The following is a 25,335-nucleotide window of genomic DNA, read 5'->3' on the forward strand; positions in this document are numbered from 1 at the left end:
AATATGCGAGTAGGTGCGTTCCATGACGGGTTCCTTGCGTGGGATAACTCATTGTTATCGTTTGCAAGTCGCACTTCAAGCTAGAACTCACCCCGACTACACTATTGGATCGCGTAATCTATCTTATGGAACTTTGAAAACTAGTAGAACCAAGGGAAGATCGTTCATTCTACGCGATCAAGCCTCGCCCATTGCAACAACTTCTGTGCGATTGCGTCCACTGTTCTTGGCTGTGTAAAGCGCCTTATCCGCGCGGATCATGACGTCCTCGAACTTAGCAGGTGCGCTCCGGGTCACAAGACCGATCGAAACCGTCACTGATATCGACGTATTCTCTATCGCAAACATGCTCTCAGCCACGGCGTTTCGAATATGCTCCGCTGCCAATTCAGCATTGAGACTGCCTTTCTCACCAAAGATGATGACGAATTCCTCGCCGCCCGTCCGAGCGATAAAGTCGTCCGCTTCCAGCACTGCTTTCAACCTCTGCGCAAGAGTTTGAAGAACAAGATCCCCCGCGAAATGACCATAGGTATCATTGATCGATTTGAACCAATCAATATCCAGAACTGCAACAGCTCGATGCTTGGAAGTTTCGTCGCCGGATTCGATAATCGACGTGCCATAAGCGATCAGTGAGCGCCGGTTGGGCAGATCCGTCAGATAGTCACGAGATGCAGCATTCTGCCAACGGCGCTTCACCTGATCGGAGCACATGAGCAGGAATGTCGTTGTCCCAATGACAGGCAGTACCGATAAGAAGACTGGCGTGACACTATTCATCCAGTGAGTGTTATCCGCTATCGTAAAGTTCGCCTGTGTATCAAGAGAGACATACAAAACGGCACGGAGAATAGTGGTGAATGCTGCCATCATATAGATGACCGCCATCGCAAAACGGCTACGGGATTGATACTCCGCGGAATGTTCTTTGCTGATCAGTATCGACGTGGAGGCCAGCATGATGCAGGCCCAGAGAACCGATACTATGACCACACGTGCTTTGATGTCTGGAACAAAGACTATGTAGTAAAGAAATGCGAGCATACCGAAAAGCGGCACCAACAGCACATTTGAGTAGAGCTGTAATCCGTGAAAGCGTCTTATGGCCAGATGGTACATGCTGAGCGCTATAACGAGCACTATATTTGCTACAATAACCGTGAAATTTTTGGGTAAATAAACCTCGGCCGCGAAAATTCCACAGCCGAGCGCAACGAGAAGCGTTGCCCATTGCCAGATGCGGGCAGCCGGGCGCAACGCGGCTGGAAAGTCGGAAAGAATGGCGCTCAAAACACCACCGTTCGCAAGAATGATCAGCATGACTGTAATATAGACTGACTTTGCGTCCATGCTCCGCCCCTCTTCGATACTGAAGAAGTCGAAATGCCCCCCAGGTCGCCAGAATTTTTATGTAAATAAGTTTATAATTTCAAATCAAGTGTCAAATGGCAAGTATTTTTCCGACGATAATAACAACTATAATCAATAGTAATATCGTATGCTGAACAGTCAAGCTTTAGCTGTTCAGCATTTTTCGCATGCGTTTATTTTCTATGCTGAGCTTCTCGGCTAGCTGCCGCTTTAGCGCGACATTCTCCGCTTCTAGCGCAGCCAGTTCATCCAGAATGTCAGCTGTGGCCTTGGGCGCTGGCTTGACCTTCACCGGCTTGTCAGCAAGTGACTTTAAACGACGGGGGACGTTAAGCTTTTTCCTTGTGCGGACAGGAGAAGTCGCCGCTTTGGCAGCGACGGGATTTTGGGTCTCCTGCGGAGCAACTTCTGCTTCAGCGGCGATGATTTCCGGCGCGTCTGCAACAACGATCTTCGGCTCAACAACGGCTTCCACCTGAAGCGATGGCTCGTGGGTTGTCGTTACAGGCTCACTGCTGGTTGCGGAAATCGCGGGCTGTGTTGGTTCGACAGGTGCCGGTGCCTTGGTGTCCTCTTCCACTGCACGTGCAATCGATTTCAGATCGAGATTGCCCCAAAGCGAATTGCCGCCCTTACGTGCACGTCGGTTCTTATATTCAACGACAACATTGCGGATTGGATTCTTCATCCGAAAATAGCTTTCTCAATCAATTTCCATGGAGGTGCCCCGACAGGTACTACGCTCTACCTATAGATTCCATCCTCGGTTTTCAACAAACAATCGAGACATATAATAGATCAGCTCACCATGCTCATTTGAGGGCATCTCTTCACAAAGTGTCAAAGTAATGGCACTTATAGTTGCATTAAGCATTGTCCCATATATTCGGCGACCGGAAAGCTTACCCGAGTATCAATCCAGGAGAACCTGAACATGGCTGATGAAACCATTGTAGAAGCAAACCAGACCGCTGCAGCTGAGCCAGCAAGCGCCAAGCCGAAAACCCGCGCACCGCGCAAGAAGGCTGAGCCCAAAGCTGCTGCCGCAAAGCCAGCTGCAAAGACAGCCAAGGCCCCTAAAGCTGCAAAGGCTGCTCCCAAGGCCGTCAAGGCGAGCGCAGCAGCTGTTGCTGCTCCGGCTGGTCGTCAGGTAAAGCGATATACGCCTGCAGAACGTGCTTCCATTCTTGCATCTGTCGAGAAGGCCACCAAGGGCGGCAAGACCACATTGAAGGCTGCACTGCAGCAGGCTGAAGTCAGCGAACAGACCTATTACAACTGGAAGAACGCTGCTGGAAAGACCGCAGCACCGGCAGCTGCCGCAAAGGCATCTTCGACGAGCGACGATCTGAAGGCGCTTGTGGCACTGGAAGCCGAAAACATCAAGCTGCGCAAGGAACTGGCTGCGAAGCTTCGTTCGGAAAATACTGAACTGCGCAAGCGTCTCGGCAAGGCATAACAAGCAGCATTCAAAACGCTGAACCAAAAGACGCCAAACAGGTGCCCAGCTAAAAGCCGGGCACCTGTTTTGCATTTGCGGCCCCAGCGTCGTCGATAGAGCCAATGAAATGGATTGGATATGGCGATGTATTTGATGCGGGCATTGTCATTACATAATCGACGCTTAGACCGCGTTACTCATATCGAGGTTTAACGTAACACCGGAAGCCTTATCAGCCTTCTCTGTAGAGCTGGGGAAACAGACACTCAACGAATTTAGCTGCTGTCGGCCTTGGCTCATGATTGGCAAGGCCGGGTCGTTCATTGGCCTCAACAAAGATGTACTCTGGTTTGTCCGGCTGTTTGATCATGAAATCTATACCGACCACTGGGATATTGATTGCGCGCGCGGCGCGACAGGCGGCGTCAACAAGTTTGGGGTCAACGATCGACGTCACGTCATGGATAGTTCCACCCGTATGCAAATTAGCCGCTTTACGCACGGTTATCTCATGGCCATCTTCTAGTACGCTATCGAGGGACAATTTTTGTTCCTGAAGGCATCGTTTCGCTTCCGCATCAATAGGGATGCGACTTTCCCCACCAGTCGCAGCGGAGCGCCTTCGCGATTGGATTTCGATGAGCTTTCGCACCGTTGCTTTTCCATCACCCATCACACGCGGAGGGCGCCGCACTGCCGCGGCGACAAGCTCATAGTTGATGATGACCAGGCGCAAATCCTCACCCTCAAAACATGCCTCCAGTAACACACGATCACAAACAGTGCGGGCTTGTTTGATCGCTGTCTGAAGGTGTTTCATGTCGGATATTCCAACGGAAATTCCGCGCCCCTGCTCTCCTCGCGCCGGTTTGACGACAAGTTTCCCATGCTGGCGTAAGAATGCCTCAAGCACTTCAGTACTTTCGTCTGCGGAAATCTGCGCGGGAACAACCAGTCCCGCTTTTTCGACGACGCGTCTGGTTACGGCTTTGTCGTCGCAGATCGACATCGCAACGCCGGATGTCATCTCGGACAAGCTTTCGCGACAATGAACTGAACGCCCTCCATAAGAGAGACGAAAGAACCCACCCTCTGCATCCGTTACATCGACCTGCACGCCCCGGCGCATTGCCTCGTCCACGATAATCCGTGCATAGGGATTAAGTGCTTCAACAGCTTCGAGACGGGATGCGAAAAACTTTTCATTAATTGCGTTTTTGCATTTAACCGCAAAGAGCGGAACGCGATTGAAACCGAGTTTCTCATAGAGACGAATTGCGTTTTCATTATTGTGCAGCACTGACAAATCAACATGACGCAGGCCGCGAGCCTGAAAATGTTCGGCAAGCATGCGCACCAGCTTTTCGCCGATGCCGGGCTGGCGTGCCTGAGGGTGAACCGCAAGGCACCAAAGCGACGCTCCCCGATCTGGATCATCGAACAGGCGCTGATGGTCAATACCGGTCACTGTGCCAACAATCTCGCCAGTGACATCGTCCTGAGCGACAAAATAGGTGACTGCACGATTGACGCGCTCTGCAGAAAAGAAGTCTTCACGAAGCTGAACCATGCCGCACGCGGCATAAACACCATTGATGCCGTCCGCATCAATTTCTGAAATAGCGCGGCGAATGGTGATGCCGCGTGTGCGGCGTCCACCGGCCCGGTAAGTTGAGAGTTCCAGACGATATGTATGCGACGGATCAAGGAATATTTCGTGAGGTGCAAGCGACAGCAGTACGTGTGGGTCGCTGACATAGAATAAAATATCTCTGCTCGCTGGCGCCTCCGCTCGCATTGCGTCGACAATGGACTGATTGCTGTCGAATGTCTGGGCAAACAACAGTCGCCCCCAACCGCAATCGAGGGTGACATTGTGTTGTCTATTATCGGCTTCCACCTTGTTGCCGCCATGCGAATGTTCCTGGTAAAATCCAGCATTTTCAGGCGTGCGCAAGCGTGTCAGACGATGTGAAAGAGCCTTGCCGCCCCTGGCTTTCTGCCGGGTCATATGTTCCTCACCATGATTTCGCATTTATGCCTCCTGTGTCTGGAGCCACATTTCCAGCAGTCCGGCCTGCCACAGTTCCGAGCCACGCAGCGGTGTGATGTGGTCTGATGGTTTGGCAAACAGACGCTCAAGATAGTCACGCTGGAAAAGCCCACGCTCACGTGCTTTCTGAGATGAAAGCGCATCCCGTAGCATGTCGAGATAAGGGCCAGCGATGTATTTTAGCTGCGGTACCGGGAAATAACCCTTCTTGCGGTCGATGACTTCGCTTGGAATGACTTTTCGCGCTACGTCCTTGAGGATGCCTTTACCGCCATCGCGCAGCTTTTCCTCCGGCGGAATACGCGCTGCCAGTTCAACCAGTTCGTGGTCGAGGAAAGGAACGCGCGCTTCCAGCCCCCATGCCATCGTCATATTATCGACGCGCTTGACCGGGTCGTCCACGAGCATGACATTGGTATCAAGCCTGAGTGCACGATCAACGGGCGTATCGGCACCGTCTTCTAGCAACTTCTCTTCGAGAAGTTCCTGACTGTAATCTCGCTCGGGCATCCATTCCGGAGACAGTTGCGTTGCAAGCACGGCATGCGTGCGGTCGCGAAAGCCCTTGGCATAGTCGCTAACAACATCGTTGGAATCCACAAGCGGCGGATACCAGTGGTAGCCACCAAACACCTCGTCAGCACCCTGACCGGACTGGACCACCTTGATATGTTTCGACACCTCTTTAGACAGAAGGTAAAAGCCGACATTGTCATAAGAGACCATCGGTTCCGACATGGCGGCAATGGTTCCGGGCAAAGCGTCCATAAGATCCGCCGACGGAACGAAGATTTTATGATGATCTGTTCCGAAGTGCTTGGCTATCAGGTCCGAATAGACGAATTCGTCGCCTTTCTCACCATTGGCTTCTTCGAAACCGACAGAAAAGCTCATAAGACCAGTCTGGCCTGCTTCCGCTAGCAAGCCTACGATGAGGCTGGAATCCACACCGCCGGAAAGAAGAACGCCGACCGGAACGTCTGAAATCATGCGCCTTTTGACTGCCAAGCGGAGCATGTCCAGCAGCTGTTCCTGCCACTCCTCGCTGCTGAGCGCGTTGTCCCCCGGAAGTCGGCGATACGGCGCCTGCCAATAGATGCGATCCTTGAAACTGCCATTGGCCTCATAAATACGCATCGTTGCGGGCGGAAGCTTGCGTACGCCTTCATAGATCGTTCGCGGCGGCGGAACGACAGCGTGAAAGCTCATGTAATTATGGAGGGCAGCACGGTCAATTGATGTATCAACACCACCCGCCTTCACCAGTGCAGGCAAAGAAGATGCAAAGCGCAATGCGCCATTGACCTCGGCGAGATAGAGCGGCTTTATCCCGAAACGATCTCGCGCAAGAATGATCCGCCCAGTATCGCGTTCGTGAATTGCGAAAGCAAACATTCCTAGAAACCGCGAGATGCAATTTTCTCCCCACGCATGCCAAGCTTTCAGGATCACCTCGGTGTCTCCATCGGAGAAGAAGTGGTAACCCTTCGCTTCAAGCTCCGCGCGTAACTCGCGAAAATTGTAGATACATCCATTGAATACCAATGTCAGACCGAGATCTGCATCGATCATTGGCTGTTGAGATTTTTCGGAAAGATCGAGAATTCTCAGTCTTCTGTGACCGAAGCCGATATTGCCCCGGATGACGATACCAGATGCGTCTGGCCCTCTGGGGCTCAAGACATCTGCCATTTTCGAGACTGCCGAAACCGATGGCGTACCGCCATCGAACCTGACTTCTCCGCAAATTCCACACATAAAAAGGGTCGAAACCTCCATTGTCATAATGGGAGCGTGTCCTGTGACGGTTGATCCGCCATACCCGCTCCGTCTCTTTGCATTGCTGAAAACTGTTTCACACTTTTCCAGCAACGCTATCACGAATGGGGCCGTCGCTTATGTTCTGGCGGCGGCCCTCATAGTTGCAAATGCAAGAGCGCCGGGATGGTTCCCATTTTTATCGACTTTTCCTACCCCGCAATAGCGACAGTCCCGGCTTTAGAAAGCATATAGTCTTCCGCTGCCGCCATGTGTTCATAAGTGATGCGCCGGGCATCCTCAGCCCTGTTTTCCGTAAGAGCGGCAAGCAGGCGATGCTGGAAAACAAGACCAGCTTCGCGGGAAGCAGGCGTTGGATCTGCATAGATTGCGCGCGCAACAGGCAGGCTGCGCAAAAGGTGGTGCGTCAGCCCACAAACGAAACCTAGCAGCCTGTCAGGACATTGTTGCGCCAGCAGCGAATGGAAATCCAGCTCCGCCACGCGTTGCTGATATTGATCTTCCAGATCAAGCGGAGGGCGGTCATAGATACGCATCGTGTTTTCAAGCTTGATGACATCGCCTTGTGTGAGTTTGCCTGAAAGCAATGCAGCAATTTCCGGTTCCAGCAATTTCCGTATCGCGTAGATTTCGCTCAAGCCTGGCTGGTCAAAGAAGAAAAAACTGCCCAGCATTTCCATGGCATGTCGCGCCGATGGCTCAGCCACAAATGCGCCGCCACCCGGTCCGCTTCGTGTGTAGATAAGCCCTTGCGTTTCAAGCGCTTTCATCGCCTCACGAACAGTCCCCTTGGCGGCCTTGAACCGATCGATCAATTCCTTTTCCTGAGGTAACCGATCTCCGGGTTCCAGTGTTTTCACTCGTATGAAATCTTTGATGCGGTCGGCAATTTCCTCCGGTCTGCGCTTGGCTTTTGTTGCACCCGGGCGCGCTCGTGCGCCTGTTACGCCGCCATTTTGAAGGCCCGTTTTGACCATGCCGCTTCTACTCTTTCCTGATGCGTGGTGCGCTTTCCAGCAATTGTCGCGTATAGGCGTGTTTCGGATGACCGAAAAGCTCTCTCGCTTCAGCTTCCTCGACAATTTCCCCGAAATACATCACTGCTACACGATCTGAAATCGCTTCCACGACCGCCAGATCGTGACTTATGAAAAGATAGGATAGATTAAATTCGCGCTTGAGCTCTTCCAGAAGCAATAGAACCTGAGCTTGTACCGAAACATCAAGAGCGCTCACGGGCTCATCCAGTACAATGATCTCGGCTTCCGCTGCGAGCGTTCGCGCAATCGCAATGCGCTGCGCCTGCCCGCCCGAGAACTCATGCGGATAGCGATCCAGCGTGTCTCTGGGCATTTGTACCGCATCGAGCAACTGCGCCATTTTCTGTGCACGCTGCGCAGCATCAAGTTTGCCTAGAAGATTAAGTGGAACGTCCAGAATTTGCTTGATCGTCTTGCGCGGGTTCAGTGAAGCGACAGGGTCCTGAAAAACATATTGAATGACCTTGCCAAATGCGCGAGCACCCGATTTGCGCAGATCGGTTGCATCGCGGTCCGCGATTGTCATGGTCCCGCTTGTCGGTTCGGCCAGTCCCACAAACATCCGTGCAAGCGTGCTTTTACCCGATCCGCTTTCCCCGACCACGGCAAGTGTCTCCCCCCGCCGCAGATCAAGCGACACATTTTTGACCGCATCGACCTGATGGCGTTTTCGACCGAAAAGAGTTCGCCCACCACCAAATGTCTTGGTAAGCTCATGTGCACTGATCGCAATTTCACTCATGCTTTCATGCCTTTATTCTCGCGTCCGAAGACTTTCGCTACCTTGTCGAGAAAACTTGCGCCTTGTCCGAGTTCGGGCACACAAGCAATCAGTCGACGCGTATAGTCATGCTGCGGATTGGATAAGACCTCCTTTGCAGTACCGGTCTCGACGATCTCGCCATCTTTCATCACCGCAACGCGGTCACAGATTTCCGAAACCACCCCAAAGTCATGGGTGATGAACAACAGCGCGATACCGCGCTCACGCTGCAATTCACGCAGCAGATCGAGAATTCGCGCCTGCACGGTCACGTCCAGCGCGGTGGTCGGTTCGTCGGCGATGATGACATCGGGGTCATTGGCGAGAGCCATCGCGATGCCAACACGCTGGCGCTGTCCTCCGGAAAGCTGATGCGGATAGTGACTGGCACGGTCTCGGGCGTCCGGAATGCCAACCTTCTCCAGCAGGACTATTGCCTGTTCACGTCGCTCGGTTGCTGTCATACGACGATGCGCTCCAATGGCTTCTTCAACCTGCCAGCCGATGGAATACATTGGATGCAATGTCGTCAGCGGATCCTGAAACACATAGGCCACTTTGCTTCCACGAAGGGTCGTGAGTTCTGTTTCCGGCAGGGAAAGAACATCCCTGCCCTCCAGACATATCGAACCGTTACGAATAAGCCCCGGCGGCGATGCCACGAGCCCCATGATTGAAAGCGCGGTAACGCTCTTTCCTGAACCGCTTTCTCCAATGAGGCCGAGACACTCTCCCCGATGCAACTGGAGAGAAACATTCTTCACGGCAGGGGTGAAACGCCCGCTGCTGACAAAACCAGTTTCCAGCGCCTCGACCGACAATATCGCATCGCCGGGCGCAACGGATTTCGTGGCGCGATCACGGGCTATTTCCGTTCTGGCGCCGGGGCGTGCAAGTGCACCGGACCGCAGGCGTGGATCGAGTATGTCGCGCACACCGTCGCCCAGCACATTCAAGCTGATCACGAGCAGGAAAATCATCAGACCGGGTATGATCGACACATGCGGCGCATTGAAAAGCTGTGCCCTGCCCTCACCCAGCATCGACCCCAGATCAGCCTGCGGGGGTTGTGCTCCCAGACCAAGAAAACTGAGACCGGCTGTTTCAAGGATCATCCAACCGGCAGTTGTCGACATGGTAATGACGATCACCGGCATGACATTCGGAAGAACCTCGCTCGCCAGGATCGAAGTAGGACTTTTGCCGGAAAGCCGCGCCGCATCGATGAATTCGCGATGGGCGAGACCGAGCGTAACACCACGGACATTGCGCGCAAAAAACGGGATGTTCACGACGGCTATAGCGAAAAGCGCATTCATCAAACCCGGCCCGAGAACTGCAACAATGGCTAAGGCAAGCAGTATGTAAGGGAACGCCATCAACATATCGATGCCGCGCATCATCAGATTATCGGTGCGGCCACCAACAAAGCCAGCGACAAGGCCGATGGAAGAACCGATAACAGCCGCTATCAAAGTTGCAGCAAAGCCCACCGCCACCGATACACGTGTCCCCCAGATGACCCGGCTTAGAATATCTCGCCCAAGTTGATCCGTTCCGAGCAAATGGCCGGACGCGAACAATGGCTGTAGACGTGTCGCGGGCGCTGTTGCATCCGGATCAGGTAAAGGCAGCAACGGTGCCGCCAGAACCACAAGACAGATAGCAGTCAGCAGGAAAAAGCCGAAAGCGGCCAGCCGATTGCTCATGAGCAATCCCCATGAGGTTAGACGTGTCTGCGCCGGTACAGCCGCAGTTTGTGTCAGAAAGCTCATGTGCGAATCCTCGGGTCAAGCACGGTCTGGAGAATATCGGCAACCAGATTGAAAATGACGTAGCTTGCAGCCACCACAAGCACACCGCCCTGGACTAGCAGGATATCGCGCGTGGATATGGCCTTCACTAACATCGCGCCGATACCGGGCCATTGGAACACGGTTTCGATATAGACCGCTCCACCCAGCACAAAACCTGCCTGTATACCGATAACGGGAATGACACTGACAAGTGCCGCGCGAAACGCGTGGCGATAGATCACCCGCCGTTCATTGAGCCCCTTGGCGCGGGCCGTGCGGATATAGTCCTGTCGCAGGACTTCCAGCATCGCGCTGCGTGTCAATCGGGCGATAACACCAGCCGCTACAACGGCAAGCGTTGCCGCTGGTAAAATCAGATGCCAGAGCAGGTCTTTCAGATCCCCGCCGCCATAGACAGCATACATTCCCGAGGCCGGCAGCACTCGCCAATGAACTGCAAAAAGATAAATCAGCAATAGGCCTAGCCAGAATGACGGGATGGAAATTCCGGCCAGAACCGCAAAGGTTATCGCGCGATCAGCCCAACCGAATTGCCGTACCGCCGAGACGATGCCCGCGAGCAAGCCGACGATGGAACACAGGACGAGCGCCACACCAGCCAAGATCAGCGTAGCATGGAATCGCTCCAGCACTTCATCAAGCACTGGTCTGTTGAGCACAAAGGAACGGCCAAAGTCGCCGTGCAACAGATTGCTGATCCAAATGAAATATTGCTGCACAAGCGGCTTATCCAGACCAAGATCGCGGTTTACGCGCTCAACGTTTTCCGGTGTCGCATACGAGCCTAGCAATGCAGTTGCCGTATCGCCGGGGATCATGGCCATCACAAGGAAAACGATGATCGAAAGTCCCAGCAGGACGGGGATGACCGCGGCAAGGCGTTTTAGAATATAGGCTGGCATTTCAAGCCCTCCTTCACGTCCGGGAATAATGCTGCCGTAGACTCTGGCAAGCGGGCTTGAGACTTAACCCTTTGTCACGTCTTTCAGATGCAGCAGGAAAGACGGTTGCAGCTTGAAGCCTTTGACAGCTGCTGTCGTGACCGCATTCTGCTTCCAATTGGCCACAAAAAGCCACGGCGCATCGTCATGCACAATTGCCTGCACCTCGCCGTAGAGTTTGCCCCGTTCGGCCTGATCGGTCGAGGTGCGCGCCTTTTCGAGAAGCGTGTCCAGTTGCGGGTTGGAGTAATAGCCGGAATTAAACCCACCCTTGTCAGGCAAGGCGTCCGTCCGCAAAGTCAGATATGGTACTGTATCAGGGTCATTGGTCATCCACGCCATTTCCGCCATATCGGCTTTGCCATCGAGACCGGTGTTTACGCGACCCAGAAAGGTGTTCCATTCGTAGGTCTCGATTTTCACCTTAAACCCAACAGCCTGCAGATCAGCCTGGATAGCTGCTCCCATGGTGATGGGGTCAAGCATGCCGGAACCGCCCTCAGTCACATAAAATGTAATCTCTGGATTGGTGACCCCGGCCTCGGCCAGCAATGCTTTTGCCTTTTCTGGATCATAGGGATAAGGCTCTGTTTTGTCCTCCACCCAGTTGAAAGCAGGTGGAATGGGGCCGGCTGCCACAGTTGCCGAGCCTTGCAGAACATTATCGACGAGCGCTGGCTTATTGACTGCGTAGTTTGCGGCCTGACGCACCTTCTTATCAGAAAAAGGACCGGTTTTTGCATTCAGAATCGTGAACCAGACGTGAGGTCCAGCCTGCTCGGCAACGGCGAAGTTCTCGTCCTGCTTGAAGGTGGCGAGATTGTCTGGCGGCACTTCCACCATCACATCAAGACCACCAGCCATCATCTCAGCGACGCGGGTATTGGAATCAGTGATCGGGCGAAATACGATGGCTTCCAAGGCGGGTGCACCATCCCAATAGTCGGGGTTTCGTTCCACGACAACGCGTTGACCAGATTGCCATTCTGCAAATTTGAACGGACCCGTTCCCGATGGATGGCGCCCAAATTCCTTACCGTATTTCTTCACGGCTTCAGGCGATACGATCAGACCGGTTGGGTAAGCCAGATTGGACAGGAACGGTGCAAATGGCTCCTTCAGTTTGAACTCGACTGTTGCCGGATCAATCGCATTGACCGCTTCAATCGATGAGAAATTGAAGGAAAGCGGAAAAGGCCCCGTGTTGTAGAAAGGGTGATCCTCCTTCAGCATGCGGTCGAAGTTGAATTTCACCGCTTCGGCGTTGAAATCCGACCCATCGTGAAATTTGACACCCTGACGCAGCTTGAAGCGATAGGTTTTACCGTCATCCGAAATTGTCCAGCTTTCAGCGAGTGCCGGTTCAACCTCAAGCGTCCCATCCTTATAGCGCACGAGGCCGTCATACATATTGACCAGAATACGGAAATCATTGGTTGCGGTCACCGTATGCGGATCGAGAGATTGCGGCTCAGCAATCTGTCCGACGATCAATACATTGGGCGGCGTTTGAGCCAGCGACGGCATTGCAGGTCCCGCAATTGCGAGCGCTATCGCTGTCAGCGCAGCACGAAATAATCTTCTCATAGAGCGATCCCCTTTCGTTATGCCAATTAGCTGACTCTAATTTATAAGCATAAAATCGTAGGGATCAATGAATTATCATAATAAATTTCAAGCCGACGAAAAAGGCGGGCCCTGGCCCGCCCGCAAGTTCCGGTCAATTTTTGCTATTCGGCAGGCGTGTCTTCCGGCTTCAAGTCCTGTTCGGCTTTGGTGGACTTTTGATGCGTAAAGCCCTTCAATCCCTTGGCAGTTTCTTCGGCATCGCGTTTAATTTCCACGTCGCTCATTGCGTAATGAACGGTCAGTTTTGCAATCGATGTCAAAGCACTCAGATGAATGCGCTCATATCCGTGCGACGCATCGACCCCGAACGTCAATAGCGCTGTGCGCACGTCATGCCCGGCTTCAACAGCTGAAGCCGCATCTGAGCGATAATAGCGAAACACATCTTTCTGCACCTGAATATCGTGTTCGCCACAAAGCTCATAGAGCTTCTTGGTCAGGTGATAATCGAACGGTCCGGTCTGATCAGCCATAGCAAGTGTTACGCCGAATTCAGATGAGTTTTGTCCTGGCGCAGTGGTTCCATTATCGATGGCAACAAGAGAGGCAATATCGGGAACCACCACAGCCGATGCGCCGACCCCCACTTCTTCGCCAATCGTGAAAAGCCAATAGGTGTCAACTGGCGTTTCGATTTCACCTCGCTGCATGGCTTCAAGAGAGGCCAGCATGATGGCAACGCCTGCCTTGTCATCCAGATGGCGAGAAACAATGAAGCCGTTATCGATAAACTCCGGTGCGGGGTCGACAGCAACAATGTCGCCGACATCAATGCCAAGCTGGACAAGGTCTTCCTTGTTTCGTGCCAGGGCATCGACCCGCAATTCGACATAGGGCCAGCCCACTGGCTGACTATCCACTTCTTCGTTGAAAGTGTGCCCGGAGGCCTTCAATGGCAGGATTGACCCGCGATAGGTTCCTTTACCGGAAAAGATGGATACACGCGCGCCTTCCGCGAAACGGGCAGACCAGTTGCCGATGGAGACAAGCTCGAGCCGGCCATTATCTTTCAGATACTTAACCTGAGCGCCTAATGTGTCAACATGGGAGACAATGCCTCGCGCCGGGCGTCTGGATGCACCCGATCGACGCGCCTGAATAGCGCCGCGTCTGGTCAACATGACTTCCAGACCGAGCATTTCCAATTCACGCGCAACATAGTGAACAGCTTCATCCGTAAAGCCGGTTGGGCTTGGTATCGAAAGAAGCGCTTTGAGCCGAGCGACGAGATAGTCCTGATCGATAGAGATGGAGTTCTGCATGACTCGAATGTCGCAGAATGCAGAAATATCGTCAACAATGCGGAGCCAACCTATCGTGAAGTTGACCCCGCGCAGTCCTGTTGTCAGCGATTTGCGAAAACGCTTTCAATTGCTGTTTTCGTTGCTGAAACGACCTGATCCGCTTCGTCCTGCGTCAGACAGAGCGGTGGCGCAAAGCCCAGAATGTCACCTTCCGGCATTGCACGCCCGATGACGCCGTTGGCAAGGAGGGCTGCCGAAATCTGTGCCCCAATCTTGAGCGACGGGTCAAAAAACCTGCGATCATCGCGATCTTCCACAAACTCGACTGCAGCCATCAGCCCCTCACCGCGCACATCTCCGACATGCTTGTGATCGCCGATAGCATCCTGAAGCGCCTTGCGGAAATAAGCACCGGTCGAACCGGCATTCTCCACGAGTTTCAGGTCATCAATGAGCTGGAGATTTGCTACACCGGCAGCCGCGCAGATCGGATGCGCCGAATAGGTCCAACCATGCCCGATCGGTCCCATCTTGTCCGATCCCTTGACCAGCACGTCCCACATGCGATCCGAGACTATCGATCCAGAAAGTGGCGCATAGGCCGACGTCAATCCTTTGGCGATAGTAATCAGGTCAGGCTTCATTCCATAATGTTCGGAACCAAACATGCTGCCCAGACGACCGAAACCAGTCACCACTTCGTCTGCGACCAGCAGAATGTCGTATTTGTCGAGAACAGCCTGTATCTTCTGCCAATAGCCAGCCGGAGGCGGTACGATCCCGCCGGTACCCAATACAGGCTCGCCGATGAAAGCAGCAATCGTGTCAGGTCCCTCGGCGAGGATCATTTCTTCAAGCTGATCAGCACAATATTGCGAGAATTGCTCCTCACTTATCGAGCGGTCCTCGCGGCGGAAATAATAAGGTGCCTGCGTATGCAAAATAGGTGCACGCGGCAAATCGAATGCATTATGGAAGGTCGCAAGACCGGTCAGACTGCCAGTCATGACGCCGGAGCCGTGATATCCGCGCCAGCGCGAGATGATTTTTTTCTTTTCGGGGCGCCCAAGAATATTGTTGTAGTACCATATCAGTTTGATGTTGGTTTCGTTGGCGTCAGAGCCGGATAAGCCGAAATAGACGCGGCTCATATGCGCTGGTGCCCGGTCGATAATCATCTTGGCAAGCGTGATCGATACTTCTGTGCCATGGCCCACATAAGCATGATAATAGGCAAGCTTATGAGCCTGCTCAGCGATCGCATCAGCGATCTCCTTGCGGCCGTAACCCACATTCACACAATAGAGGCCGGCAAAAGCATCAAGGCTCTGACGTCCATTCACATCGGTGATGAACACGCCGTTGCCTTCGTCCAATACTCGGGTTGGCGTCTCTCCGCGCGCATGCATGCCCATATGTGTTGATGGGTGGAAAAAATGATCGCGGTCCCAGGCGGTCAGTTCGTTGCTGTTGTTTAACACTGTCAGTTTCCTTTCATTTCGCGACACATTCATGCGGCGGTATCGATGCAAATATACTTGAGTTCGGTGAACGCCTGGATGCCGTGATGCGAGCCTTCTCGCCCTAGTCCGGATTGTTTCCAGCCGCCAAAGGGGATGGGTGCTCCGGTGATCTTGGCGCGATTGATGGCAACCATGCCGTATTCGAGCGCACGCCCCATTCTCAGTTGCCGGGCACCGTTTGCCGTTACGACATAAGCGACGAGGCCATATTCTGTGGCGTTAGCCCGCGCGATGACCTCATCTTCATGATCAAAGGCGGTAATTGCAGCAACCGGACCGAAGGTTTCTTCATGCATGATCGCCGCGTCATTCGGCACATCGACCAGCAAGGTCGGCTCATAAAACAACGTGTTTTCGCCGATACGATTTCCGCCAACGAGCACACTTGCCCCACGCCCACGCGCATCCTCGACGTGCTCTTCGACCTTGGCGATGGCCCGTTCATGCATCAGCGGCCCGATATCCACCCCAGCCTCGAAACCATGACCAACCTTGAGCGATGCGATGCGCGTCGCAAAGGCTTCGGTGAAGGACGCGAGAATGCCGCGCTGGACAAAAATGCGATTGGCAGCAAGGCAGTCTTGACCCGAAGTGGCGAATTTCGCAGCCATCGCCACGTCTACTGCTCGCTCCAGATCCGCGTCGTCGAATATGATCAATGGCGCATGCCCGCCAAGTTCCATGACAAGGCGTTTTACGCTTGCAGCACATTTTGAAGCGATCAACTTGCCGATCTGGGTGGAACCGGTAAAGCTCAACGCGCGTATTCTGGTGTCATTGCAAAGCGTATCGACGACTGGCGCCGCCTTGCCCGTGACTACGTTGAAAATACCAGCGGGAAAGCCTGCTCTTTCGCCAAGTTCAGCCAGCGCCAGTGCGGAAAGCGGTGTCTCGGAGGACGGATGGACGACGACCGGACAACCTGCGGCAAGAGCCGCTGCTGCCTTTCTGGTAATCATGGCATTCGGGAAATTCCACGGCGTTACCAGACCCACAACACCAAGAGCCTCACGACGCACGAGCATTTCGGCATCGGGCAGATGGCTGGCTATTGTTTCTCCGTTCAGGCGTTTTGCTTCTTCGGCGAACCACTCAATAAAGGCTGCGCCATAGTCGATCTCGCCGAGGGATTCAGAGAGCGGTTTGCCCTGCTCCAGCGTCATGAGCACTGCGAGGTCGTCCCTGTTCTGAACAATCAGTTCATACCATCGCCGTAAAATACCCGCGCGCTCCTGCGGCAGCAACCGTGACCAAACAGGAAATGCACTCTCTGCAGCATCAACTGCCGCAAGAGTGTGGGTCGCGTTCAGACTTGCGACACGTGCGAGGCGCTGGCCAGTCGCGGGGTCGACAACCGGAAATGTCTCGGCCTTCTCGCCGGACATCCAACGCCCATTGATATAGGCAAGCTCTCGAAAAAGATGTTTGTCCCGGAGCCTTTTAAGCCCGTCATGTTGTATAGGATGATCCAGAACGGCATTCATCGTGCTTCTCCCAATTCAGGAAAAGCATCTCATGAGAGCACTGTGGATTTGGACCAAAGCAGATTGCAGTACAGGTGATTTGGACCAATATAGCCCCTGTTCGTAGTCCGCTTGGTCTATGCAGGATTATCCGTCAGGAGTGAAAGTGGCGCAGCGCCTTTCGCGTCTTTGACCAACTTGGTCACAATATACGTGAAATAGCGCTCGATACCGATACTCTGGTCCAAAAGCCGGTCGATCAACCGCTGGTAGCCATCAATATCGCGCGCTGCGACCATCAGGAAATAGTCCACGCCGCCGCCAACAGACCAACAAGAAATGATTTCCGGTAACGCCGAAACAGCCCGCTCAAATCGATCAAAGTCGCTCTGCCGATGATTACCCAGTGTAATCTGCACGATAACATGCACGATGGGCGCGACTTTTCGATAGGCGATGTGCGCATGATAACCGGTCACTATGCCCGCGTCTTCCAGCTTGCGAAGGCGTAACCAGCACGGTGTCGGGGATAACCCAACCTTTTCCGCCAATGCGAGTTTCGTGATTTTTGCATTCTCCTGCACTGCATCGAGAATGCGTAGATCAACAGCATCAAGCTTCAAGGCGGACTTCATTTGGTTGATCCGGTTCACATGAGGTTATCTAATTCGGGCGCCGTTCCCTGGCATGAGCAAGAAGGGCTGGCAAGGCTCGCCGCCAAAACAGTGCGGAAATCTAATTGTAATGATCCAATATAATCATTGACATGATCTTCCCTGTCTTTCACACATATTGCAACGAAAATAATCAAGACATGGGGAACGAGCTTGCGGCCAGACGGTTTCGCATATGGTGCATTATTGCGCCTTGCGTTTGAGCATCCTTCAAATTGGCTGCAGCGTTTCCGTCACTCAACCAGCTCCGAGAGGCAATAGGCGTGTCCGAAACGGTGAGCATCAGAGAAATAGAACAAGCCCGCGACAGGTTAAAAGGCCATGTCAAGCGAACCCCGCTTGGCCGCTCAAATGCCCTCAGTAAAATATCGGGAACACCTGTCTTTCTCAAACTTGAAAATCGCCAAACCACAGGCAGCTTCAAATTGAGAGGCGCTACAAATGCTGTTCTAAGCCTGCCAGCTTCGAAGCGGATGTTCGGGGTTGTCGCTGCTTCAACGGGAAATCACGGTCGCGCATTGGCCCATGCAGCTTCCCTGCAGGGTCTTAAAGCCACCATCTGCCTGTCTTCACTCGTTCCACCAAACAAGGTCGAAGCCATACATCGACTGGGTGCGGATATTCGCATTGTTGGAAAATCTCAAGATGATGCAATGGAGGAAGTCGCTCGTCTCTCCCGTGACCAGAGAATGAATGTGGTCCCACCGTTCGATGATCCCCATGTGATAGCAGGTCAGGGAACGGTCGGGCTTGAACTTCTGGAAAGTTCGCCCGAGATTGAGACCGTTTTGATCCCGCTTTCTGGTGGCGGACTTGCATCAGGTATAGCTGCTGCAGTTAAGGCTCTTAAGCCGAAAGCCAGACTAATTGGCATCTCCATGCAGCGCGGTGCTGCAATGCAGGCAAGTCTTGCTAAAGGCCATCCCGTCAATGTGGAAGAAGTGGATACGCTTGCAGACTCACTTGGAGGCGGCATTGGACTAGATAATCGCTGGACCTTCGCTATGTGCCGCGATCTGCTGGACGACGTGATTTTGCTTGAGGAAGAGGAGATTGCCGCAGGCGTAAGGCACATGGCTATCCATGAGAGCGAGATCATTGAGGGCGCTGCAGCAGTTGGAGTAGGGGCACTGCTCAGTGGGAAGCTTGAGATTTCCACACCCACAGCGATCATTGTTTCGGGCGGTAATATAGACCCCAAACAGCATCGCATCATCATGAGTGCCAGTGTAGAGGGGGCGAACTGATGGCCGAGATGCGGATATTGAGCGAGGGAGATCTCCGTCAGTTCATAGCGCTTGATCTGGAGAGCATTGCGTGTGTTGAGGATGCGTTTCGCGCGCTTGCAAGCGGTAAAGTCAGCATGCCGCCTATCCTCCGGCTCGACATTCCTGCCGAGCGCGGGGAAGTCGACGTTAAAACCGCCTATATTCCCGGCCTCGATAGTTTCGCGATCAAAATCAGTCCCGGATTTTTCAACAATCCATCCATTGGCTTGCCCTCCACCAACGGCTTGATGATCCAGTTTTCGGCAAAAACCGGGCTTATTGAAGCCCTGCTACTCGACAATGGTTATCTGACCGATGTTCGCACGGCCGCTGCTGGTGCGGTCGCTGCAAGACATTTAGCACGTGAAGATGCAAGCAAGGCCGCGATCTTCGGCGCAGGCACACAGGCCCAGTTGCAGCTAGAGGCCCTGATGTTGGTGCGCCCAATCCGGGAAGCACGCATCTGGGCACGTGATTTCACCAGAGCCAAAAGCGCTGCAGCGATCCTCGAACAGAAACTCGACATCCCCGTCGTTCCTGTAGAGGATGCGCGGAAAGCCTGTGCCAACGTTGATATCATCGTCACGACAACTCCGTCTGAAAAGCCTCTTCTTGACGCGGACTGGTTGGAGCCGGGGCAGCATCTCACCGCAATGGGTTCGGATGCCGAACACAAGAACGAAATAGATCCCGCGATTTTCCGTCGTCCAGTCCTCTACGTCGCGGACAGCCTGAGCCAAACGCGCAGGCTGGGTGAGTTACATCACGCAATTGAAGCCGGGATTGTCAAAGCCGACGCCTCTTTCCCGGAACTCGGACGGATCATTTTGGAAGAAGGCATTTTTCATCGCAATGCCGAAGACATCACTTTCTGCGACCTGACAGGCACGGGCGTTCAGGATACCGCCATTGCGCGTCTTGCTACCGAACGCGCAATTACCCGCAACGCCGGTACTAAAATCGACTCGAACAAATCTGCTGGAGGCCATCAATGAGCGTTGAACTCAATTTCACCCGCGCCGAGTATGACGCCAGAATTGCCAAGACCAGACGCGCCATGGATAAGGCCGGCTTCGATATTATCATCGTAACTGACCCATCCAACATGCACTGGCTGACCGGTTACGACGGTTGGTCCTTTTACGTCCATCAATGCGTCGTCCTTGCGATGGATGGAGAACCAATATGGTATGGGCGTGGTCAGGACGGTAACGGCGCAAAGCGCACGGCCTGGATCAGTCATGACAGCATCATTGGCTATCCCGATCATTATGTGCAGTCGCTGGAACGGCATCCGATGGATTTACTGGCGTCCATCCTCAACGACAAAGGCTGGGGCAACAAGACCATCGCGGTGGAGTTCGACAATTACTGGTATACGGCAGCCGCCCATCATGCATTGCAGAAAGGCCTACCGAATGCGTGTTTCAAAGATGCGCAGGGCCTGGTGAATTGGCAACGCGCGGTCAAAAGCTCTACCGAGATCGACTATATGCGTAAAGCGGGCCGCATTGTCGAGGCTATGCACAAGCGTATCGTCGATACAATAGAACCCGGCATGCGCAAATGCGATCTTGTGGCGGAAATCTACGACGCAGGAACGCGCGGTGTGGCTGAATTCGGCGGTGATTACCCTGCCATCGTGCCGCTCTTGCCGTCAGGTGCGGACGCATCGGCCCCCCATTTGACATGGAACGATCAGCCGATGAAATCCGGCGAAGGCACGTTCTTTGAAATCGCAGGTTGCTACAAGCGTTATCATTGTCCGCTTTCTCGCACGGTCTTTCTCGGTAAGCCTACGCAAGCATTTCTTGATGCCGAAAAGGCCACATTGGAGGGGATGGAGGCAGGTCTCGCCGCCGCACGTCCTGGCAATACATGCGAAGATATTGCCGCAGGGTTTTTCGATGTTTTGAAGAAATATGGCATCGTGAAAGACAATCGCACTGGCTATTCGATCGGACTTTCCTACCCGCCGGACTGGGGCGAGCGCACGATGAGCCTTAGATCCGGTGACCGCACTGAATTGCAGCCGGGCATGACTTTTCACTTTATGACGGGGCTTTGGCTCGAAACCATGGGACTGGAAATTACTGAAAGCATTGTCATCACGGAAAACGGTGTCGAATGCCTTTCAAACGTACCGCGCAAGCTGGTGGTCAAGGACTAGGTCTGTTATGATGCATACTACACCACCTTTACGCCCCTCTCCGATCACGCCAACTGTCGATCTCAATCTGGATGGGGTCCAGCATGGTCATTTGCGACTACCGTGGTCGCGGAACGATTCTGCATGGGGTTCGTTGATGATCCCCATCTGTGTGATCCGCAACGGTGACGGTCCGACGGCCTTGCTGACCGGAGCCAATCATGGCGATGAATATGAGGGGCCCGTCGCGCTTTACGATCTTGCAGCGAACCTGAAGCCGGATCAGATCAAAGGTCGCGTCATCATCGTGCCTGCGATGAATTTTCCGGCCTTTCAAGCTGGTACACGCACCTCCCCAATTGATAAAGGCAATCTCAATCGCAGTTTTCCGGGCCGTCCGGATGGCACGGTAACGGAGAAAATCGCCGACTATTTCACCCGCTATCTGTTGCCTGATGCCGATGTGGTATTGGACTTTCATTCTGGTGGGCGCACGCTCGATTTCTTGCCCTATGCGGCTGCACACGCTCTGCCTGACAAGAAGCAGGAAAGCCGCTGCTTTGCGGCGGTCAAGGCCTTCTCTGCGCCCTATTCCATGCGCATGATCGAGATCGATGCAGTGGGCATGTATGACACTACTGCGGAGGATGCAGGGAAACTGTTCGTGACAACCGAACTTGCAGGTGGTGGAACCATATCCGCCCGCTCGGCTGCCATTGCCAAACGCGGCGTGCGCAACCTTTTGCGCCATTCCGGCATTCTGGAAGGTGAGATTGAACACTCGCCGACTGTGTGGCTCGATATGCCGTCACAAGACTGTTTCGGGTTTGCAGACACAGACGGCCTTCTGGAGCCTCTTGTCGATCTTGGTTCCGAAGTTCGGAAGGGCGATGTCATCGCCCGTGTGCATAACATTGCGCGAACCGGTGGTGCGCCACAGGAATACCGCGCGAGGCTCGACGGCGTTCTGGCCGCCCGCCACTTCCCAGGGCTTGTCAAAATGGGTGACTGCCTCTCGGTCATCGCTACGATCTGCGAGGAGCCCGTCACGCGTTAACACGTGCCAATAGAGACATTGAAGCAATAAGCCGGTGCAAAACAAAACCGGTAATTTTAAAGAGGAGTGAACACGATGCGCATGAAACTTTATACGATTTCCGCTCTGCTTTCTGCGGTGGCTACAATTGGCCTTACCTTGCCATCTCAAGCTGTCACAATCGACGACCTGAAAAGCGCTGGCTTTGTTCGCGGTGCAACCGCCAACGAGATGCCTTATGGCTATATGGACGAGAGCGGCGCGGCCAAGGGTATCGGTCCCGATGTCGCAGCCGCAATCTTTAAAAAGCTTGGTATTGAAGAAGTCGACTGGACTGTCACGCCCTTCGGCTCTCTTATCCCCGGGCTGAAAGCCAAGCGTTTTGAGTTTGTGGCCGCTGAACAGAATGTCTTGCCGGAACGCTGCAAGCAAGTGCAGTTCACCGTCGCCAATTCCAGCTATGGTGAAGGACTTCTGGTGCCCAAGGGTAATCCCAAAAAGATTCACTCCTACGACGATATCAAGAAGGACCCTTCCCTGAAGGTCGCGATTGTTTCGGGCGCTGATCAGATCGATTTTCTGCATGGAATGGGGATCGACGAATCCCAGATTGTTATGATCCAGGGCAATGCCGATGCGCCATCGACGGTGCAAACGGGTAGAGCTGATGCATATGCTGCAACTGAACTGACAGTTGCAAAGCTCGTTGAAAACTCACCGCAGCTGGAACAGGCTCATCCTTTCACCGATCCCGTCGTTGACGGAAAATCGGCTCGAAGCTTTGGCGCCTTCAGTTTCCGTCCTGAAGACAAGGACTTCTTCGCGGCCTTTAACAAAGAGCTGATCGAGTTCAAGAAGACCGACGACTATAAGAAAATCCTGACAACATATGGACTTAGCGATGAGAGCGTAGAAGCTGCTCGTACGGCAGACACAGCGGCACTCTGTAACGCGAAATAAGCTTACCAGCACCCGCCGGTCTCAACAGGGGTCGGCGGGTTCAGTCTTTTCTCTGCCCGGGAGACAACCCTATGCATTGGACGGAATATCTACCCGCCCTTTTCAAAGGTGCCCAAGTCACCATCATTCTGGCTCTCAGTTCGATGGTGATTGGCACGATACTCGCATTTGCCGCTGGCATAGCCCGCTTTGCAGGTGGACCACTCCTGTCCGCTATTGCGGTGATCTATATCGAAGTCTTCCGTGGTACATCGCTTCTCGTGCAGCTATTCTGGCTCTACTATGCCCTGCCGCTGATCGGCATCTCCTTTGATCCGATCACAACCGGCATTATGGGGCTGGGCCTGAATATTGGTGCCTATGGTGCAGAAGTGGTGCGCGGTGCGCTACAGGCTGTGCCGGAAGCCCAACATGAGGCCGCACGGGCGCTCAATTTTGGCAAGCGGCACACACTGTTTCATATTGTCTTGCCACAGGCAGTTGTCGAAATGATGCCAGCCTTTGGTAATCTGGCGATCCATAATCTCAAGGATACCGCCCTTGCGTCCCTCATTGCAATCAGTGACTTGACGTTTCAGGCGCAGAGGTTACGCAACCTGACGCTGGATAGCGTGACCATCTATTCCCTCACACTGCTCGGTTACTTCGCCGTGGCTCTCGTGCTTGCAACCGCAATAAGATGGCTGGAGCGACGCCTTAGACGCCAGACGATGGCAGGAGGTCTCGCATGATATATGGTTATGCCTGGGATACTTCGTCTACCCTATCCTTCGCCATCTCGATCCTGCCAATCCTGGCTATAGGCCTGACAGTGACGTTGAAGGCTGCAGCAACGGGCTTTGCAATCGCCCTGGTCCTCGGACTGGTCTTCGCGCTTCTCCGACGCAGCAGTCTCAAAATCGTATCCTGGCCAACCGTCGTTGTCGTGGAGTTTCTACGTGACACGCCGCTATTGGTCCAACTTTTCTTCCTCTATTATGTTTTGCCTGTCTATGGCATCGTTCTGCCCGCGTTCCTAACCGGCGCTCTGGCGCTTGGCTTGCAATATTCGGCCTATACATCGGAAGTCTATCGCGGCGGCATAGAAGCTATACCCCGAGGGCAATGGGAAGCTGCGCGCGCACTCAATCTGACGCCTTGGCGGACTTATCGTGATATCGTCATTCCTCAAGCGGTGCCACGTATCGTACCAGCCATGGGCAATTATCTCGTATCGATGCTCAAGGAGACGCCGGTTCTATCGGTCGTCAGCATTGTCGACATGCTCAATCTCGCCAATCTGATCGGTGACCGCACGTTCGAATATCTCGTGCCACTGTCAATGGTTGGTCTGATCTTCCTCATCCTGACGCTCATCTGCTCGGCAGCTATCCGCCTGCTTGAACGCAAACTTCCAAAGAACGGGATCGCTCTCAAATGACCCAGGAAATCATCCGCTTTCAAAACGTCGTCAAACGCTTTGGAGCGCTGACCGTATTGGATCAGTTCAATTTCTCGGTCAGCACCGGCGAAAAAGTCACGCTCATTGGTCCATCCGGCTCGGGTAAATCCACCGTGCTTCGCATACTCATGACGCTGGAGCCATTTCAGGAGGGCACACTGGAATTGGGTGGCACCTCCTATCATGAAACCGGAGGCAAGGAGCCGTTCCATGCCAGCGAAGCGCATCTGCGCAAAATCAGGTCGCATGTCGGCATGGTGTTTCAAAGCTTCAATCTGTTTCCCCACATGTCCGTTTTGCGCAACATCATCGAAGCGCCTGTTCACGTGCTTGGTCTCAAACGCGCTGAAGCTGAAGCACGAGCACTGGATCTGCTTTCGCTCGTCGGTCTGTCGGACAAGAAGGATCACTATCCGTCACAACTATCAGGCGGGCAGCAACAGCGCGTCGCCATAGCGCGATCACTGGCGATGCGTCCTCGCGTTTTGCTTTTCGATGAGCCGACATCGGCGCTTGATCCACAGCTTGTCGGTGAGGTGTTATCAGTTATACGCAGCCTCGCCCAAGAGCATGATCTGACGATGCTGATGGTAACACATGAGATGCGCTTTGCGCGCGAAGTCTCTGACCGTGTTTGCTTTTTCGACAAAGGTCGTATCTGTGAACAGGGCACGCCGGAACAGATATTTCATGCACCGAAAGAACAGCGCACCAAAGAGTTTCTCCAGTCTGTTTTGTGA

22 protein-coding genes are annotated in these 25,335 nt (G+C 53.7%); 9 read left to right on the forward strand and 13 right to left on the reverse strand.

Annotated elements, in window-relative coordinates; all coding sequences use genetic code 11:
* Positions 1-177: 177 nt before the first annotated feature.
* Both FHW03_RS18380 and FHW03_RS18385 read right to left on the reverse strand, forming a co-directional pair.
* The gene (locus FHW03_RS18380) at positions 178-1,353 is read right to left on the reverse strand and encodes a GGDEF domain-containing protein (RefSeq protein ID WP_182521925.1); all 1,176 of its coding nucleotides are present in this window, start codon (positions 1,351-1,353) and stop codon (positions 178-180) included.
* A gap of 166 nt (positions 1,354-1,519) precedes the next feature.
* Positions 1,520-2,062: a hypothetical protein gene (locus tag FHW03_RS18385; RefSeq protein WP_182521926.1), complete on the reverse strand. Its 543-nt coding sequence runs from the start codon at positions 2,060-2,062 to the stop codon at positions 1,520-1,522.
* Positions 2,063-2,308: 246 nt separating this feature from the next.
* Here FHW03_RS18385 and FHW03_RS18390 point away from each other — a divergent pair, with 246 nt between their 5' ends.
* Positions 2,309-2,833, forward strand: coding sequence for a transposase (locus tag FHW03_RS18390; RefSeq protein ID WP_182521927.1), 525 nt, complete (start codon positions 2,309-2,311; stop codon positions 2,831-2,833).
* Positions 2,834-3,047: 214 nt separating this feature from the next.
* Here FHW03_RS18390 and ngg read toward each other — a convergent pair whose 3' ends face one another.
* From ngg to FHW03_RS18445, 11 genes are all read right to left on the reverse strand, one after another.
* On the reverse strand, positions 3,048-4,850 hold the full coding sequence (ngg, locus tag FHW03_RS18395) for an N-acetylglutaminylglutamine synthetase (protein ID WP_182521928.1): 1,803 nt from the start codon (positions 4,848-4,850) through the stop codon (positions 3,048-3,050).
* Entirely contained in the window at positions 4,851-6,626 is a 1,776-nt protein-coding gene (locus FHW03_RS18400; protein WP_182522052.1) for an N-acetylglutaminylglutamine amidotransferase, read from the reverse strand. It lies immediately after the preceding gene.
* 212 nt (positions 6,627-6,838) lie between these two features.
* Complete coding sequence (locus FHW03_RS18405) at positions 6,839-7,624, reverse strand: GntR family transcriptional regulator (RefSeq protein WP_182521929.1); 786 nt, start codon at positions 7,622-7,624, stop codon at positions 6,839-6,841.
* A gap of 7 nt (positions 7,625-7,631) precedes the next feature.
* The gene (locus tag FHW03_RS18410; RefSeq protein WP_182521930.1) at positions 7,632-8,429 is read right to left on the reverse strand and encodes an ATP-binding cassette domain-containing protein; all 798 of its coding nucleotides are present in this window, start codon (positions 8,427-8,429) and stop codon (positions 7,632-7,634) included.
* A complete protein-coding gene (locus tag FHW03_RS18415; protein WP_182521931.1) occupies positions 8,426-10,225 on the reverse strand; it encodes a dipeptide/oligopeptide/nickel ABC transporter permease/ATP-binding protein in 1,800 nt (599 codons plus the stop codon). The genes FHW03_RS18410 and FHW03_RS18415 overlap by 4 nt, the downstream gene beginning before the upstream one ends.
* Positions 10,222-11,169, reverse strand: coding sequence for an ABC transporter permease (locus tag FHW03_RS18420; RefSeq protein WP_182521932.1), 948 nt, complete (start codon positions 11,167-11,169; stop codon positions 10,222-10,224). Before FHW03_RS18420 ends, FHW03_RS18415 begins: the two co-directional genes overlap by 4 nt.
* Positions 11,170-11,232: 63 nt before the next feature.
* Positions 11,233-12,795 (reverse strand): ABC transporter substrate-binding protein, encoded by a 1,563-nt coding sequence (locus FHW03_RS18425; RefSeq protein ID WP_182521933.1) that lies wholly within the window; start codon positions 12,793-12,795, stop codon positions 11,233-11,235.
* Positions 12,796-12,938: 143 nt separating this feature from the next.
* Positions 12,939-14,099 (reverse strand): osmoprotectant NAGGN system M42 family peptidase, encoded by a 1,161-nt coding sequence (locus FHW03_RS18430; RefSeq protein ID WP_182521934.1) that lies wholly within the window; start codon positions 14,097-14,099, stop codon positions 12,939-12,941.
* Positions 14,100-14,182: 83 nt separating this feature from the next.
* Positions 14,183-15,562, reverse strand: a complete 1,380-nt coding sequence (locus tag FHW03_RS18435) for an aspartate aminotransferase family protein (RefSeq protein WP_182521935.1) — start codon at positions 15,560-15,562, stop codon at positions 14,183-14,185.
* 29 nt (positions 15,563-15,591) lie between these two features.
* Complete coding sequence (locus FHW03_RS18440) at positions 15,592-17,088, reverse strand: NAD-dependent succinate-semialdehyde dehydrogenase (RefSeq protein ID WP_182521936.1); 1,497 nt, start codon at positions 17,086-17,088, stop codon at positions 15,592-15,594.
* Between the two features lie 116 nt (positions 17,089-17,204).
* Entirely contained in the window at positions 17,205-17,690 is a 486-nt protein-coding gene (locus FHW03_RS18445) for an Lrp/AsnC family transcriptional regulator (protein WP_182522053.1), read from the reverse strand.
* Between the two features lie 314 nt (positions 17,691-18,004).
* Between FHW03_RS18445 and eutB the strand changes: the two genes are divergently transcribed.
* The 8 genes from eutB to ehuA all read left to right on the forward strand — a co-directional run bounded on the left by eutB (position 18,005) and on the right by ehuA (position 25,335).
* The gene (eutB, locus tag FHW03_RS18450) at positions 18,005-18,988 is read left to right on the forward strand and encodes a hydroxyectoine utilization dehydratase EutB (protein WP_182521937.1); all 984 of its coding nucleotides are present in this window, start codon (positions 18,005-18,007) and stop codon (positions 18,986-18,988) included.
* Positions 18,988-20,004: a cyclodeaminase gene (locus FHW03_RS18455; RefSeq protein WP_182521938.1), complete on the forward strand. Its 1,017-nt coding sequence runs from the start codon at positions 18,988-18,990 to the stop codon at positions 20,002-20,004. Before eutB ends, FHW03_RS18455 begins: the two co-directional genes overlap by 1 nt.
* Entirely contained in the window at positions 20,001-21,179 is a 1,179-nt protein-coding gene (gene doeA, locus FHW03_RS18460; protein ID WP_182521939.1) for an ectoine hydrolase DoeA, read from the forward strand. The genes FHW03_RS18455 and doeA overlap by 4 nt, the downstream gene beginning before the upstream one ends.
* 10 nt (positions 21,180-21,189) lie before the next feature.
* Positions 21,190-22,215, forward strand: a complete 1,026-nt coding sequence (gene doeB, locus FHW03_RS18465) for a N(2)-acetyl-L-2,4-diaminobutanoate deacetylase DoeB (RefSeq protein WP_182522054.1) — start codon at positions 21,190-21,192, stop codon at positions 22,213-22,215.
* 75 nt (positions 22,216-22,290) lie between these two features.
* On the forward strand, positions 22,291-23,154 hold the full coding sequence (ehuB, locus tag FHW03_RS18470; protein WP_182521940.1) for an ectoine/hydroxyectoine ABC transporter substrate-binding protein EhuB: 864 nt from the start codon (positions 22,291-22,293) through the stop codon (positions 23,152-23,154).
* Positions 23,155-23,225: 71 nt separating this feature from the next.
* Positions 23,226-23,885, forward strand: a complete 660-nt coding sequence (gene ehuC, locus FHW03_RS18475) for an ectoine/hydroxyectoine ABC transporter permease subunit EhuC (RefSeq protein WP_182521941.1) — start codon at positions 23,226-23,228, stop codon at positions 23,883-23,885.
* Complete coding sequence (ehuD, locus tag FHW03_RS18480) at positions 23,882-24,574, forward strand: ectoine/hydroxyectoine ABC transporter permease subunit EhuD (RefSeq protein WP_182521942.1); 693 nt, start codon at positions 23,882-23,884, stop codon at positions 24,572-24,574. The genes ehuC and ehuD overlap by 4 nt, the downstream gene beginning before the upstream one ends.
* Positions 24,571-25,335 (forward strand): ectoine/hydroxyectoine ABC transporter ATP-binding protein EhuA, encoded by a 765-nt coding sequence (ehuA, locus tag FHW03_RS18485; protein WP_182521943.1) that lies wholly within the window; start codon positions 24,571-24,573, stop codon positions 25,333-25,335. The genes ehuD and ehuA overlap by 4 nt, the downstream gene beginning before the upstream one ends.

The sequence above is a fragment of the Ochrobactrum sp. RH2CCR150 genome (assembly GCA_014138095.1).
GTDB lineage: Bacteria > Pseudomonadota > Alphaproteobacteria > Rhizobiales > Rhizobiaceae > Brucella > Brucella gambitense.

What these genes read in the sequence shown, in the direction of transcription:
- FHW03_RS18440 (WP_182521936.1), bottom strand. Translation starts at nt 17,088, where the DNA reads ATGAATGCCGTTCTGGATCATCCTATACAACATGACGGGCTTAAAAGG.
- ehuB (WP_182521940.1), top strand. Translation starts at nt 22,291, where the DNA reads ATGCGCATGAAACTTTATACGATTTCCGCTCTGCTTTCTGCGGTGGCT.
- FHW03_RS18400 (WP_182522052.1), bottom strand. Translation starts at nt 6,626, where the DNA reads ATGTGTGGAATTTGCGGAGAAGTCAGGTTCGATGGCGGTACGCCATCG.
- FHW03_RS18405 (WP_182521929.1), bottom strand. Translation starts at nt 7,624, where the DNA reads ATGGTCAAAACGGGCCTTCAAAATGGCGGCGTAACAGGCGCACGAGCG.
- FHW03_RS18455 (WP_182521938.1), top strand. Translation starts at nt 18,988, where the DNA reads ATGGCCGAGATGCGGATATTGAGCGAGGGAGATCTCCGTCAGTTCATA.
- doeA (WP_182521939.1), top strand. Translation starts at nt 20,001, where the DNA reads ATGAGCGTTGAACTCAATTTCACCCGCGCCGAGTATGACGCCAGAATT.
- ehuA (WP_182521943.1), top strand. Translation starts at nt 24,571, where the DNA reads ATGACCCAGGAAATCATCCGCTTTCAAAACGTCGTCAAACGCTTTGGA.
- ngg (WP_182521928.1), bottom strand. Translation starts at nt 4,850, where the DNA reads ATGCGAAATCATGGTGAGGAACATATGACCCGGCAGAAAGCCAGGGGC.
- FHW03_RS18425 (WP_182521933.1), bottom strand. Translation starts at nt 12,795, where the DNA reads ATGAGAAGATTATTTCGTGCTGCGCTGACAGCGATAGCGCTCGCAATT.
- FHW03_RS18390 (WP_182521927.1), top strand. Translation starts at nt 2,309, where the DNA reads ATGGCTGATGAAACCATTGTAGAAGCAAACCAGACCGCTGCAGCTGAG.
- doeB (WP_182522054.1), top strand. Translation starts at nt 21,190, where the DNA reads ATGCATACTACACCACCTTTACGCCCCTCTCCGATCACGCCAACTGTC.
- ehuD (WP_182521942.1), top strand. Translation starts at nt 23,882, where the DNA reads ATGATATATGGTTATGCCTGGGATACTTCGTCTACCCTATCCTTCGCC.
- FHW03_RS18385 (WP_182521926.1), bottom strand. Translation starts at nt 2,062, where the DNA reads ATGAAGAATCCAATCCGCAATGTTGTCGTTGAATATAAGAACCGACGT.
- FHW03_RS18415 (WP_182521931.1), bottom strand. Translation starts at nt 10,225, where the DNA reads ATGAGCTTTCTGACACAAACTGCGGCTGTACCGGCGCAGACACGTCTA.
- ehuC (WP_182521941.1), top strand. Translation starts at nt 23,226, where the DNA reads ATGCATTGGACGGAATATCTACCCGCCCTTTTCAAAGGTGCCCAAGTC.
- FHW03_RS18410 (WP_182521930.1), bottom strand. Translation starts at nt 8,429, where the DNA reads ATGAGTGAAATTGCGATCAGTGCACATGAGCTTACCAAGACATTTGGT.
- FHW03_RS18380 (WP_182521925.1), bottom strand. Translation starts at nt 1,353, where the DNA reads ATGGACGCAAAGTCAGTCTATATTACAGTCATGCTGATCATTCTTGCG.
- FHW03_RS18420 (WP_182521932.1), bottom strand. Translation starts at nt 11,169, where the DNA reads ATGCCAGCCTATATTCTAAAACGCCTTGCCGCGGTCATCCCCGTCCTG.
- FHW03_RS18430 (WP_182521934.1), bottom strand. Translation starts at nt 14,099, where the DNA reads ATGCAGAACTCCATCTCTATCGATCAGGACTATCTCGTCGCTCGGCTC.